This window comes from Shinella sp. GW835-FHT14H05, assembly GCF_058793575.1.
Map to the genome: position 1 here is coordinate 283854 of NZ_JBXAFY010000002.1, position 13336 is coordinate 297189.

Below are 13336 nucleotides of genomic sequence, written 5' to 3' on the forward strand. Positions count from 1 at the left end.
GTGGGAGCGATGAGGCAGTCCCCCTACTCCATCCAGGCGCCGTCGGCCGTCGTCATGGTCCGGCCCCACCATTTCACCGTCAACACGGAAACTGCCGCCGACAATAGCTTTCAGGTGCTGGCGGATACAGGCGAGAACCTCGCGGCGGCCGCCTATGACGAGATCACGCGCGCCGCACAATCGCTCGAAAGCCACGGCGTGGCGGTCCACCTGTTCGAGGACGAGGGCACGCAAACGCCGGACTCCGTCTTCCCGAACAACTGGTTCTCCACCCATGCCGGCGGGCATGTGGCAATCTACCCGATGAAGGCAGAGAGCCGTCGGCGCGAGCGGCGGAGCGACGTCATCGAGATGCTGAAGACCCGTTACCGGGTGCAGGACGTGATCGACTATTCGGGGCTGGAGCCCGATGGCCTTTTCCTCGAAGGCACCGGCGCCATGGTGCTCGATCATATCGATCGCGTCGCCTATGCCGTGCGCTCCGATCGCACGGACCCGATCGCGCTGGAGCGCTTCTGCACGCATTTCAACTTCGAGCCCATGGTGTTCGACGCGCGTGACGGTAACGGGGTGCCGGTCTACCACACCAATGTGCTGATGTGCGTCGCCACCGGCTTCGCCATGATCGGCACCGGCATGATGAGCGATCCGAAACGCCGCGACGAGGTCATCGCACGGCTGGAGCACTCAGGCCGCAGCATCGTTGCGCTCAGCAACAAGCAGATCGAGAACTTCGCCGGCAACGCCCTGGAATTGCGGGGCAAGGACGGCCGGATACTGGCACTTTCGACGACGGCACTTGCGGCGCTCAATGCGGAACAGCGGGCGACGATCGAGGAAAGCGCGAGGATCGTGGCGCTGGACATCCCGACCGTGGAACGCGCTGGCGGCTCGGTCCGCTGCACGCTGGCCGGTATTCACCTGACGCCACGGGCGTAGAGCGTCTCAGCCGCGTCGTGCCGCCTCGATCGCCGCGACGTCGATCTTCTTCATGTCCATCATGGCATCGAAGGCCCGCTTCGCTTCGGGGCCGCCGGCGGTGATCGCCTCCATCAGGACGCGCGGCGTGATCTGCCAGGAGACGCCCCATTTGTCCTTGCACCAGCCGCAGGCGCTTTCCTCGCCGCCATTGTCGACGATGGCGTTCCAGTAGCGGTCGGTCTCTTCCTGGTCTTCGGTCGAGATCTGGAACGAGAAGGCTTCATTGTGCTTGATCTGCGGCCCGCCGTTGAGGCCGATACAGGGTATGCCGGCCACGGTGAACTCGACGACCAGCACCGCGCCCTGCTTGCCGTCCGGGTAATCGCCGGGAGCATGGTGCACCGCGCCCACGGCGCTGTTTGGGAAGGTCTCGGCGTAAAAACGGGCGGCGGCCTCGGCATCCTTGTCATACCACACGCAGATGGTGTTCTTTTCCATTGCATCGTCCTTTCGATGAAGCGCATTTCCTGTTCGCTGGCCTGCAAAATAGGTCGCCGGCCGGCTTTCTCCACCCCGCGGGTGTCATCAGGTTGCGGCGGCAATGGGCTTCCGCGTGGGCCAGGTCATGGCGATGACGCCGGCGAGCACGCAGACCAGCCCCAGCCACGCCGTCGGCATCAGCGTCTCGCCCAGGAACAGCACGCCCAGCCCGACACCGATCGGCACCCGGATATAAGCCTGCGCCGTCGTCCCGACCGAGCCGAGCGTCTGGATGAGCCGGAAATAGATGACGAAGGCCAGCGCCGTCGAGAAGACGGAGAGCCCCAGGAGGGCCATTATGGATTCGCTGCTCGGGGCGAGCGTCCACGGGCGGTCGACGATCAGGCTGGCGGGAATGAGGAGGACGGCGCCGCAGATCATCGACCCCGCCGCCGGGATCATCGGATCGAGCCCCCGGAAATTCTTCCCGAAGATCGCAGCCCCCGCATAGCTCACGGTCGCGGCGACGATGGCGAGTTGCGCCCACGCCTCCTGTCCAAGCCCGCCGAGCGCCTCGAAGCCGACGATGAGGCCGACGCCGACCAGGCCTGCCGAAACGCCGAAAAGCTTGCGACCCGTCACAACCTCATGCCGGGTGACGAGGGCGGTGAGCAGGAAGGTGAAGATCGGCGAGGTCGAATTCAGGATCGTCGCGAGGCCGGCGTCGGTCGTCTGCTCCGCCCAGGCGATCAGGGTGAAGGGAATGACGCTGTTCAGGCAGGCCTGGAAGAGAAACCGGCCCCAGCTTTTCCGGTCCCGGGGCAGCGACAGGCCGCGTGCCCAGACGATCGCGAGCAGAAGGCTGCCCGCGATGAGCGTTCTCGCCGCGATCAGGGTTATCGGCGGGATCGTCTCGACGCCGAGCTTAATGAAGGTGTAGGACGCACCCCAGAGTGTCGACAGCAAGAACAGCAATGCCAGGTCGGTGGTCAGGTTTTTATTCTCGGCCGTCATTGCAATCCCTTTTTCGGCTTCGCGGTGATGCGACCCTATCCGACCAGCGCCGAAAATGGTTCGATGGTGAGCGAAGCGTGGGCGTCAGTCCTTCACGCGATCCAGCGCCGCCTCGACACGTAGGATATCGGCCGGGCGCAGGGGCAGGATCGGCCGCGGCGGAGCGGCGTTGCTGAGGCCGAGAAGCCCGGCAATGGCATACATCACGCGAAAACTGCCGAATTCCTTGAACAGGTCCCAGAGCGGCTGGAAGGCCTGGTCGAGCCGCTCGGCCTCGGCCCGATTGCCGGCCATGGCCGCGCGGGTCAGCGCCAGCGCCTCGGCCGGCAGCAGGCCGCCGACGACGCTGTACCAGGCGGCACCACCCGCCAGTAGCGATTCCGCGGCACCCCAATCGCCGCTATAGCCGATGGGAAAACCCGCTGGCGTGCGGGCGTGCAGCCGGGCGATTTCGCGGCGGAAATCGCCATCGGCCGGCAGCGGCATCTTTATGGCGGCGATGTTCGGCACTTCCGCCAGCCGGGTGATCAGGTCGTCGCTGAAGACGAAGCGCGTCGTGCCGGGATTGTTGTAGATGCAGAGCGGCAGGTCGCCGGCCTTGGCGACCGCGGCCATGTGCTGGAAAACTTCCTCCTCCGTCAGCGGCGTATAGGACATGGGCGCCAGCAGCAGCCCGTCCGCGCCGGCAGCCTTCGCATCGCGCGCCAGCGCCTCGGCCTCGTCCGTGCGCAGCGCCCCGACGCCGACGATAACGGGAATGCGACCGCCGACGCTGGCGATCGCCGTCTCGACGGCGTGCCGACGCTCTTCGCGCGACAGGAAGGCATAACCGCCCGTGCTGCCGAGCAGGCCGATCGAATCCGCGCCCGCACTGCGGATACGTTCGAGCAGGCCGGAGAGCGCCTCCCGGTCGACGCGGCCGGCCGTGTCCGTGGGCGTGATGGAAAAGGCCGAAAGGCCGGAAAATAGGGTCATGCACTCCTCCTGTCGGCCGATCATAGACCGCCGGGCCGTTTGAAGGCGACGGGCCACATTGTCACCGCGACAAATCCCTGATTGCATGTTGCAAAAACGGTGACTGGCTGCGGCCTTGAACAGGCCCGGCCTGTCACGCCATAGTGACGTCCGTTCGATACGGGGGGTGAAGTTCGCGGCGAACATACCTATCTCCCGAACTGCGACGATGAAAATCCGGGCTCGATGCAGGAGATGGTGAATTCCCATGACGCCGAAGCGCAGACCGCCTCTTCCGCTGCTCGACGAATCCGGCGCGACGCTCCAGTCCCGCCCCGTGCGCAAGCGGGATCCGCAACAGCCCGGCCTGCCCTTCGATCCGATGCCGGATCGCATCGACCCCTGTCTGGCCTCGCGCAGGCCTGCCCCGCCGGAAGGTGCGGACTGGCTCTATGAGGTGAAATGGGATGGCTACCGGCTCGCCGTCCACATCGATCCGAAGGGCGTTCGCCTTGCCACAACCAACGGCGAGGACTGGACGCACCGCTTCCCGGCCATCGCGGCGGCAGCCCGCAACCTCGGCGTCAACGCGGCCATTTTCGACGGCGAGGCCGTGATTCTTGATGAAGAAGGCCGGTCGGATTTCGCGGCGCTGCAAAACGCGCTCGGCGGTAAAAGGGCTTTGCAGGAGGCCACCTTCCTTGCCTTCGATCTACTCTATCTCGATGGCCAGGACCTGACGGGCACGGAACTCTCCCTGCGCCGGCATCTGCTGGAAGATCTCGTCCCGGCCGGCGGGGACGGGGCGATCCGGCTGTCGGAAGAACTCGACATCGATGCAGACGACCTCCTAGCCGAAGCGCGCCGGCTCGGGCTGGAGGGCATCGTCGCCAAACATCGCGATCGCCCCTATCGATCCGGTCGCGGCGACGACTGGCTCCAGGTCGAATGCATAGAGGGCGGCAGCTTCATGATCGTCGGCTATGAGCCATCGGATTCCGCCCACAGCGGCATCGCCGGCCTGCTTCTCGCCGCCCGGCACGGACATGATTGGGTGCATGTCGGTTCTGTCTCGACCGGTCTAAGCGCCAAGGATGCGGACTATCTCCGCAAGACGCTCGACATGCTCAAGACGCGCAAGCCCGTCGCACCGGTCAAGGGCAAAGGCTATGTCTTCGCCCTGCCCACCCTCATCGCAGAGATCGAATTCCGCGGCTGGAGCGGGGACGGCAATCTCCGCCAAACGCTTTATAAGGGCTTGCGAAAAATACAGGACAACGCCGCCGTGTATGACATGAAACAACACGCCGGCCCGGAAAAGAAATAGGGCGCTCGACCCTTTCGGGGAGCGCCCTATTAGACCCGGACGACACGCGCAGCAGTATGGTGCTGTTGCGGCAGGCGTCATCAATACGGGTGGTGAACCCTAGATATGGACGGGCCTGGAGCAATTCAAGGGGCTCGAATCCGGTCTTCGCAACCCACGAAGTATCAAAAAATGACAATGGATCGTGGAGATTAAGGCTTACCAACCAGCAAGCGCATTGCAGACTGCGTCCAACCGCGATAGGTTTTGCCGCGCGGCAATCCGCTGTTCGAGCTTCGAGGATTAGAAATGGCCACTGGCACTGTTAAGTTTTTCAATGGGGAAAAGGGTTTTGGTTTCATCACGCCCGAGAATGGGGGCAGTGATGTCTTCGTACACGTTTCCGCTCTGCAGGGCGGCTCGCTGAGCGAAGGCCAGCGCGTCAGCTATGACGTTGGCCAGGACCGCAAGACCGGCAAATCCAAGGCAGAAAACGTTCGCGTTCTCTGATCTGTTTCGTTCGAGGATCGGCTGAGAAGCCTCGCCGATCCTCGTTCGGCACTTTTGAGCCAAGGCGTCAAGACACGCCGCATGCCGGGCTTGGCTTCCAAGCAAAACGGCGAGGGCTCAGGCGTAAGCCACCCATCCCCTGAACGTCAGGCCTGCATAAATCAGGCTGACATCCGAAAATCCCGCTTCACGCAGCATCGATTCGTCCTCTTCGGGCGAGAGAATCGATAATTTCGTGGCTATGGCCTGCCGCGCGCTTTCCGCGTCCCCTGAGGTCTGTCCCCCAAATGCGACATGGCGAGCGATCCACGTCGACCGCTCGGGTTCGCTCTGCGGAAAACTGATATGGGCGACGACGAACGGCGCGCCCGGCACCAGCTGGCGACGCAACTGCTGCAATGTTTCGAGCCGTTGATCGCGCGCCACGAAGTGCAGCGTGAGAAAACAAACGGCCGCATCGAACGGCCCGTCCTCCGCGGTGTCTATATATCCCTGGTGCAATTGGACGCGCGGCCGATGAGGCCCCACAATCTCCTCCGCCAGCAGAAGCATGTCGGCCGAGGGATCGATTCCGTAAAAATTCCAGTGAGGATTCTCGTCGGCCAAAGCCTTGAGCTCCAGACCACCGCCCGCGCCCAGCACCAGAACCCGGCCAGCCCCCGGCACCCGCTCCGCAATCAGCATCGAAGCCATTCGGTGGAGCGCGGCAAGGCCCGGAACCTTTTTCAGCGTTCCTTCCACATAAGAACTGGCATGCGCCGCGGTAAAGGCCGGCTTGTCGATGCCGGGAGAGCCAGATTTTTCATTGCTTAAAGTCATGTAACAATAATAGTTACAAAATCCGCATTCGGTCAAGCGGCGTGAAGACGGCACTGAGGGTGGGGTTACCCCGAAAACAGACCTCAAACATGATCAAGGTCGCGAAAACCTGCCCGATGCGCCATGATAGCGTCGAACATTCGTATTCTGCCCTCCAGCCCTTCCAGACATAATGCTGTCCATTCCAGTTCCCTTCGTCGTCGCCACTCTGCTTGTCATTCTGCTGGTCACCGTCATTCGACGCGACGACGATGCGCCGCCGAACATGCCGTTTCTCGCCTTGATTCTGGTGGCCGCCCTTCAATCGATCCTGCTGGGGTTTCGCTGGGGCTACGGGGTGAATGGCGTCGGTCCGGTGCTGCCAATCGTGGCTTCGACGGTGCCGCCGCTTGTCTATGCCGGCGTGGCCGGGATGGTGCGCAAGAGCGATGTGTCACCGATACTGCGCGTCGGTCTGCATCTCATACCAGTGATCGTGATTGTGCTGATGGTCGTGTTGTGGCGTGCTGCCATCGACTTCGCAATCGCATTGATCTTCAGTGGCTATGCGGTGGCGATCCTGCTTTTGATGCGGCCTGGTTCGGACGCGCTTCGCCTGACGCCTTTCGATAATGCCGGCCCTGCCTATCGCGCCATCCTCTTCGCAGCGACCGCCCTGCTACTGTCGGCGGCGATGGACGTCGTGATCTTTCTCGACTTCGCCTGGACCCAGGGCGACCATGCGCCCCTCCTGGTCACCATCGCGAACCTTGCTGTTTTGGCCGTGCTGTCCGGCGCCGTCGCGACAGCCGGGCGCCGTGGCAAGCCCGATCAGACGGCAGGCGCCGGCCCCGGCCCCAGATTGGAGATGGCGGAGGACAAGGAAACCCTCGCCGCAGTTCAGGCGGTGATGCAGACGAAACGCGTCTATCGCGACGTCGATCTCAGCCTCGACCGGCTGGCGCGCAAGACGGGAATTCCGGCCCGGCAGATTTCCACGGCGATCAACCGGGCGACGGGCAAGAACGTCTCGCAATATGTCAACGAGCATCGGATCGCCGAGGCCTGCGCGCTGCTTGCCGAGACGGACAAGCCCGTGACCGAGATCATGTTCGAGGTGGGTTTCCAGACCAAGTCCAATTTCAATCGCGAATTCCGCCGAGTCACCGAAATGTCGCCGCTCGAATGGCGCGAGCGCAAGGCCGCGACGTCCCCGATCGCGATCCAGCACGACCCATAACGCGTTCCAGGTCGCGGTTTCGCCCTCGCCGGCCATGATGCCCGGCATGAACACACATTTCGACATCGCCACCGAACAGGGCCGAAAACTGGCCGAGACGCTCAAGTCGCTATCGCTTGAGCCCGTCCCTCACGATATCCAGCCGCCGAAGCCGATGCTCCGGCGTCTCGTCCTTCCGATCTGCCTCGGCGCCATGATGGTTGGGGCCGCCGCCGGCGCCTTCCTCTATCGGTCGGACATAGTCCGCCATATCGACGCCGCCCTGTCGGAGCCGGAGCGTGCGGCCGCCGACCCTGTCGCCGTGGCAGAGGTCGAGGGCGAACGATCCGCCGTCCGCAATCCCATCCCGGCCGGAAGCGAGGTCACCGGCTCCGGCTTCGTCGTTGCGCCACGCATGACGACGGTCTTTGCCAAATATGAAGGCAGGATCACTCGGATCGTCGTGGCGCTGGGCGACGCCGTCGAGGCGGGCCAGGTTCTTGTCGCGCTGGAGGATGCGGGCGCCCGCTTTGCGTTCGAACAGGCCCGTGCCGCGAAGGCTCAGGCAGAACTGGTCCTCGCCGCCCGCGCTATCGACCTTGCGCAGGCCCGTACCCTGCTGGACCGCACCGAAATCCTCGCCGCCCGCAACGCAGCCTCAAAACAGTCGCTTGAAGACGCAAGCGCGGCAGCCGAGCGCGCCGAGAATGCCGTGGCGCAGGCACGGCAATCCGCAGACAGCGCCGACCTCGCCATCCGCATTGCCGAGGAACGGGTAGGGGAACTGACCGTTCGCGCGCCCTTCGCGGGCACCGTCACGCGGCTCGACGCCCGCGTCGGCGACACGGTGCTGGCGCGCATCGACAGCGTTCGCGAGAACCAGAGCCTGCTGACGATCACCGACACGAAAACCCTCGTGATCGACGCCGACGTGGCGGAAACCACCATCGCGGCCCTCAAACCCGGCCTTGCGGGCCAGGCGGTGCTCGACGGTTTTCCCGACAGGCCCTTCGCGGTCACGGTCCTGCGGCTGGCGCCGGTCGCCTCCGCGGAAAAGGGCACCGTGACGCTGCGCCTGTCGCTCGACGATCCGCCCGACGGCATCCGCCCGAACATGGCCGCCCGCATCCGCATCGCCCTCGATGAAACAGGAGAAAACACGCAATGACCCAAAACCCCGCCCCCTATATCGCGCTCAGTGGCATCAGGAAGGCCTACCGCCGCGGCGGAGAGATGATGCCCATCTTCGCGGGTCTCGACCTCGCTATCCCGCGCGGCGATTTCGTCGCCGTCATGGGGCCGTCCGGCTCGGGCAAATCGACGCTGCTCAACATGCTGGCCGGTATAGATCGGCCGGATGCCGGCACCTTGAGCATCGGCACCAGCCGCCTCGACCAGATGGGCGAGGCCGCGCGCTCGGCCTGGCGGGCGCACAACATGGGCATCGTCTTCCAGTTCTATAATCTGCTGCCCATGCTCACCGCCGCGGAAAATGTCGAGCTGCCGCTGCTGCTGAAGCCGCTGTCGCGAAAGGAGCGGCGCCTGCGCGTCGAAAAGGTCCTCGACCTCGTCGGCCTCGCCGGGCGCGAAAAACAATATCCCGCCATGATGTCCGGCGGCCAGCAGCAGCGCATCGGCATTGCGCGCGCCATCGTTTCCGATCCGGGCCTGCTGCTCTGCGACGAGCCGACCGGCGACCTCGACCGCAAGTCCGCCGACGAGGTTCTGGACATGCTGCGCTTCCTCAACTGCGAGCTGGAAAAGACGATCGTCATGGTGACGCACGACCCGCAGGCCGCGCTTTATGCCCGCCGCACGCTGCATCTCGACAAGGGCGATTTCGTCGAAGAGAAGAGGGCCGCCTGATGACCCTTTTCGATCTCGCCCGAAAGAATGCCTGGCGAAAGCCGCTGCGCACCGTGCTCCTCATGGTCTCGATCGCGGTCGCCTTCCTCATCTACGGCCTCACCGCAAGCTTCCTGAACGGAACGCAGGGTACCGCCGGCGCCAGCGACGACCTCCTCGGCGTCACGAGTGCCGGCGGCCGCACCCAGCCGCTGCCGATGGCAGCGATGTCGCGCATCGCCGCCGATCCCGGCGTCGCGGCGGTCGGCTATGTCACGCGGCTGCGCGGCTTCGTCGGCGTGGAGAAAAACGTCGTCGCCGTCAGCGCCGCCGATCCCGACCTGCTGATGGCCGTCAACGGCAAGGGGCTTGGCCTGACGCCGGCCCTGGTGGACGCAATCGGCCAGGCCCGCGACAGGGTGCTGGTCGGCCGCGCGCTCGCCGAGGCGCAAGGCTGGACCGTCGGCCAGCGCGCGACGGTCACCGCCTTCGACACGCCGAGAGAGGACGGCAGCCGCGACTGGCGTTTCGAGATCGCCGGCATCTTCGAGGGCGAAAGTGCGGCCACCGACACCTATTTCATGATCGCCCGCTATGACTATGTGAATGCCGCCCGCGCGCGCGGCAAGGACACCGTGGACGCCTTCGTCGTCCTGCCGCGCATGGGTGTCTCGCCGGGGGAACTCTCTGCCGGGATCGACACGCTTTTTGCCAACTCGGCCACGCCGACGCGCACGCAATCGGAAAAGCAGTTCCTGGAAGCGTTTCTGCGCCAATATGCCGATGTCGGCCTGATCGTGAACCTCGTCGTCGGCGCGGCCTTCGTCACCCTGTTGATGATCGTCGTCAACACCATGGTCTTTGCCGTGCGCGAACGCACCTTCGAGATCGGCGTGCTGAAGACGCTCGGCTTCTCCCGCCTCGGCATCATGGCGCTCATCCTCGGCGAAACCCTCTTCGTCTTCGCGGTCGGCGGCGGCATCGGCCTCGCTTTGGCGAAGCTCGCCACCATTCTTGCCGGCCCGACGCTCGGGCTGGTCTTCTCCGCGCCGGTTCTCGCAAAGGCGCTGGTCATCATCGCCGTCCTCGGGCTTGCGACCGGCGCGCTGCCGGCCTTCAACGCCATGCGAACCCCCATCATCAAAGCTTTCAGAACGAGGTAACTCCATGTCCACCCACACACGACAAGCGCTCGTGATGATCCGCACCAACCTGTCCAGCCTGCCGCGCCGTTCCGCGATTTCCGCCTCCATGGCCCTGTCGGTCGCCCTCGTCGTCTGCGTGCTCGCCGGCTTCCTCTCCATGGCGAAGGGGTTCGAGACGGCGCTGACCGGCGCCGGTTCTCCCGCCGTCGCCGTCGTTCTCGGCGGCGGCACCAATCAGGAGACAGGCTCGGATATTCCCGCATCCGTCATCCGCACGCTCGACACCATGACCGGCGACCTGGGCGTCGCCCGCGACGCCGGCGGCAAGCTCGTCTCGTCCCGCGAGATCGTCGCGCCCGTCGATCTGAGCCAGCGCACGATGGCGCTGCGCGGCATGGATGCCGCCGGCCCGTCGATCCGCGACGGCATCACGATTTCCGCCGGCCGCATCTTCACGCCGGGCGCCCGCGAGATCGTCGCCGGAAACCGTCTCGCCGAGGAATTCGGCCTCCAAGTGGGTGACACGGTCCGCCTCGGCGCGGTCGACTGGACGGTGGTGGGGCATTTCTCTGCCCATGGCAGCGCCTTCGAATCCGAACTCTGGGCCGACCTCGAAGCGGTGCGCGCCGCCTTCGACCGGCAGGGGCAGGTGCAAAGCCTGAAACTCCGCCTCGCCGACCCCGCATCGCTCAAACGCTTGCAAGGCGCGCTCGCCACCATCACCGAGACCCCGCTCGTCGCCGTCTCCGAAGCCGATCTTTACGCCGCGCAATCCGGGCGCACGGCGAGCCTCATCCGCCTGTTCGGCTGGCCGGTCGCGCTGCTGATGGCCGTGGGGGCAACGGCGGGCGCCCTCAACACGATGACGAGTTCCGTCTCGGACCGCACCGTCGAGATCGCCACGGTGCGCGCGCTCGGCTTCAGCCGCCTCTCGGCCTTTCTCGGCACATGGGTGGAAGCGGTAGTGCTCGCGGGCGCCGGCGTCTTCCTCGGCCTCCTCGCCTCGTGGCTGATCTTCAACGGCTGGCAGGCCAGCACGATCGGCGCGAACAATGCCCGCATGGCCTTCCAGCTCGCCGTCACGCCAGATGTCCTGTTGACGGCAGGCCTGCTCGGCCTTGCCATCGGCATCCTCGGCGGCGCCCTCCCTGCGCTTGCCGCGACAAGGCTGCCGCTGACCGCCGCCCTTCGGGCACGCGGTTAAGCGGATGTTTGCATTGGCGGATTATGCTGCCGGCTTCAAACGTCAGGCAGTGGAGGATGACATGGCGACGGAAACCGGGATAACCGATCGCTACGAATGTCTCCTCGATCCGCTGGATCACTACGTGGTCTGGGACAATGCGACCGATTTGCCCGGCATGATGGGCGACGAGATTCTTGCCTTTTCCACGCGGCGAGAAGCCCTCGCCGCGATCGACCTGCTCAACCAGGAATCGCGGTCATCCCCGTCCGTCATCCGCGTTGCCGGGCATCGGCAATAATCCATCCCGCCGCCTTTTCCGCGATCATTAGCGTCGGCGCATTGGTGTTGCCGCTGGTGATCTTCGGCATGATGCCGGCGTCGACGACGCGCAGGCCAGCAATGCCACGCACCCGCAGGCGGCTGTCGACCACGGCCAACGGGTCGTCGGCGCGGCCCATCTTCGTCGTCCCGACGGGGTGAAAGATGGTGTTGGCGATGTCGCCGGCGAGCTTGGCGAGGTCCTCGTCGCTCTGGAACTGGAGGCCGGGCTTCCACTCCTCCGGCTGGTACTTTGCAAGCGCCGGCTGCGAGACGATCCTGCGCACCTGCCGGATGCTGTCGGCGGCGATGCGGCGATCCTCCTCCGTGCTCAGGTAGTTCGGCGCGATGGCCGGCGCGTCGACGGCCTTGCCGGAGCGGATGCGCACGGTTCCGGCACTGGTCGGGTTCAGGTTGCAGACGCTCGCGGTGAAGGCGGGGATGCTGTGCAACGGCTCGCCGAAGGCATCGAGGCTCAACGGCTGGACGTGATATTCCAGGTTGGCATGGGCTTGGCGTTCGTCCGAGCGGGTGAACGCGCCGAGCTGCGAGGGCGACATGCTCATCGGGCCACTGCGTTTCAACGCATATTCAAGGCCGATCATCGCCTTGCCGAACAGGCTGTTGGCGAGCGTGTTCAGCGTCTTTGCATTGCCGACCTTGAAGACCGCGCGGATCTGCAAATGGTCCTGCAGGTTCTCGCCGACGCCCGGCAGATCGTGGGCCACCTCGATTCCATGGCGCTTCAATAGCTCCGCCGGTCCGACGCCCGACAATTGCAGGATCTGCGGCGAGCCGATCGCCCCGGCCGAAAGGATCACTTCCTTCTCGGCGCGGACCTCCATCCTGCGCCCCTGCCGCTGAAGCACGACGCCGGTGCAGCGCTTGCCTTCGAGAGCGAGCTTTTCGACATGGCATTCCGTCCACACGGAGAGATTGGGCCGGTTTCTTGCTGGGCGCAGGAAGGCCTTGGACGTGTTCCACCGCCAACCCGAACGCTGGTTGACTTCGAAATAGCCGACGCCCTCGTTGTCGCCGCTGTTGAAATCGTCGGAGCGCGGGACACCGGCCTCGACGGCGGCCTCGGCGAAGGATTCCAAGATATCCCATTTCAGGCGCTGCTTCTCGATGCGCCACTCGCCGCCATGGCCGTGCATGTCGGAGAATCGGCTGTTGCCGCCCGTTTGCGGGTCCGCACCGTTGTCCAGCCGGTAGTGGTCCTCATGGGCCTTGAAATCGGGCAGGGAATTCTGCCAGGACCAGGCGCTGTCCCCGGTCGCCGCCGCCCAGCCGTCATAGTCGCGGGCCTGCCCGCGCATGTAGATCATGCCGTTGATCGAGGAGCAGCCGCCGAGCGTCTTGCCGCGCGGATAGCGCAGCGAGCGGCCGTTCAGCCCGGCATCCGGCTCGGTCTTGAACAGCCAGTCGGTACGCGGGTTGCCGATGCAGTAGAGATAGCCGACCGGGATATGGATCCACGGATAATTGTCCTTCCTGCCCGCTTCCAGCAGCAGCACGCGCGTCGCAGGATCGCGGCTGAGACGATTGGCCAGCAGGCAGCCGGCGGAGCCTCCCCCGACGACGATGTAGTCAAAGCGGTCAGATGCGATGTTCGGACGCGTCATCGGGTTATGCCGCCG

At 64.9% G+C, this 13336-nt stretch carries 14 protein-coding genes; 9 read left to right on the top strand and 5 right to left on the bottom strand.

Annotated features, from left to right (window positions below; all coding sequences use genetic code 11):
- Nucleotides 1-9: 9 nt before the first annotated feature.
- A complete protein-coding gene (gene ctlX / locus AC1Q6Z_RS08735) occupies nt 10-939 on the top strand; it encodes a citrulline utilization hydrolase CtlX (protein ID WP_492647481.1) in 930 nt (309 codons plus the stop codon).
- A 6-nt stretch (nt 940-945) separates the two neighbouring features.
- On the opposite strand, the gene AC1Q6Z_RS08740 is transcribed toward ctlX, so the two are convergent.
- The 3 genes from AC1Q6Z_RS08740 to AC1Q6Z_RS08750 all read right to left on the bottom strand — a co-directional run bounded on the left by AC1Q6Z_RS08740 (nt 946) and on the right by AC1Q6Z_RS08750 (nt 3390).
- Nucleotides 946-1419 (bottom strand): VOC family protein, encoded by a 474-nt coding sequence (locus AC1Q6Z_RS08740; RefSeq protein WP_492647482.1) that lies wholly within the window; start codon nt 1417-1419, stop codon nt 946-948.
- An 87-nt stretch (nt 1420-1506) separates the two neighbouring features.
- Nucleotides 1507-2415, bottom strand: a complete 909-nt coding sequence (locus AC1Q6Z_RS08745; RefSeq protein WP_492647483.1) for a DMT family transporter — start codon at nt 2413-2415, stop codon at nt 1507-1509.
- A gap of 84 nt (nt 2416-2499) precedes the next feature.
- Nucleotides 2500-3390, bottom strand: a complete 891-nt coding sequence (locus AC1Q6Z_RS08750; RefSeq protein ID WP_439615314.1) for a dihydrodipicolinate synthase family protein — start codon at nt 3388-3390, stop codon at nt 2500-2502.
- Between the two features lie 247 nt (nt 3391-3637).
- Between AC1Q6Z_RS08750 and ligD the strand changes: the two genes are divergently transcribed.
- Complete coding sequence (gene ligD, locus AC1Q6Z_RS08755) at nt 3638-4696, top strand: non-homologous end-joining DNA ligase (RefSeq protein ID WP_439615315.1); 1059 nt, start codon at nt 3638-3640, stop codon at nt 4694-4696.
- A 288-nt stretch (nt 4697-4984) separates the two neighbouring features.
- Complete coding sequence (locus AC1Q6Z_RS08760) at nt 4985-5185, top strand: cold-shock protein (protein WP_256114733.1); 201 nt, start codon at nt 4985-4987, stop codon at nt 5183-5185.
- Between the two features lie 117 nt (nt 5186-5302).
- Here AC1Q6Z_RS08760 and AC1Q6Z_RS08765 read toward each other — a convergent pair whose 3' ends face one another.
- Nucleotides 5303-6004 (bottom strand): class I SAM-dependent methyltransferase, encoded by a 702-nt coding sequence (locus tag AC1Q6Z_RS08765; protein ID WP_492647484.1) that lies wholly within the window; start codon nt 6002-6004, stop codon nt 5303-5305.
- Between the two features lie 172 nt (nt 6005-6176).
- On the opposite strand from AC1Q6Z_RS08765, the gene AC1Q6Z_RS08770 reads away from it, so the two are divergent.
- The 6 genes from AC1Q6Z_RS08770 to AC1Q6Z_RS08795 all read left to right on the top strand — a co-directional run bounded on the left by AC1Q6Z_RS08770 (nt 6177) and on the right by AC1Q6Z_RS08795 (nt 11676).
- Nucleotides 6177-7223 carry a helix-turn-helix domain-containing protein gene (locus AC1Q6Z_RS08770; RefSeq protein WP_492647485.1) on the top strand — a complete coding sequence of 349 codons (1047 nt, stop codon included), beginning with the start codon at nt 6177-6179 and terminating at the stop codon, nt 7221-7223.
- 46 nt (nt 7224-7269) lie between these two features.
- The gene (locus AC1Q6Z_RS08775; protein WP_492647486.1) at nt 7270-8370 is read left to right on the top strand and encodes an efflux RND transporter periplasmic adaptor subunit; all 1101 of its coding nucleotides are present in this window, start codon (nt 7270-7272) and stop codon (nt 8368-8370) included.
- A complete protein-coding gene (locus tag AC1Q6Z_RS08780) occupies nt 8367-9068 on the top strand; it encodes an ABC transporter ATP-binding protein (RefSeq protein WP_492647487.1) in 702 nt (233 codons plus the stop codon). The genes AC1Q6Z_RS08775 and AC1Q6Z_RS08780 overlap by 4 nt, the downstream gene beginning before the upstream one ends.
- A complete protein-coding gene (locus tag AC1Q6Z_RS08785; protein WP_492647488.1) occupies nt 9068-10210 on the top strand; it encodes an ABC transporter permease in 1143 nt (380 codons plus the stop codon). The genes AC1Q6Z_RS08780 and AC1Q6Z_RS08785 overlap by 1 nt, the downstream gene beginning before the upstream one ends.
- A gap of 4 nt (nt 10211-10214) precedes the next feature.
- Nucleotides 10215-11396 (top strand): ABC transporter permease, encoded by a 1182-nt coding sequence (locus tag AC1Q6Z_RS08790; protein WP_492647489.1) that lies wholly within the window; start codon nt 10215-10217, stop codon nt 11394-11396.
- A 61-nt stretch (nt 11397-11457) separates the two neighbouring features.
- On the top strand, nt 11458-11676 hold the full coding sequence (locus AC1Q6Z_RS08795) for a hypothetical protein (RefSeq protein ID WP_256114741.1): 219 nt from the start codon (nt 11458-11460) through the stop codon (nt 11674-11676).
- Here the strand turns inward: AC1Q6Z_RS08795 and AC1Q6Z_RS08800 are convergent.
- Nucleotides 11648-13321: a GMC family oxidoreductase gene (locus AC1Q6Z_RS08800; protein ID WP_492647490.1), complete on the bottom strand. Its 1674-nt coding sequence runs from the start codon at nt 13319-13321 to the stop codon at nt 11648-11650. The two genes, AC1Q6Z_RS08795 and AC1Q6Z_RS08800, sit on opposite strands and share 29 nt — an antisense overlap.
- Nucleotides 13322-13336: the final 15 nt, after the last annotated feature.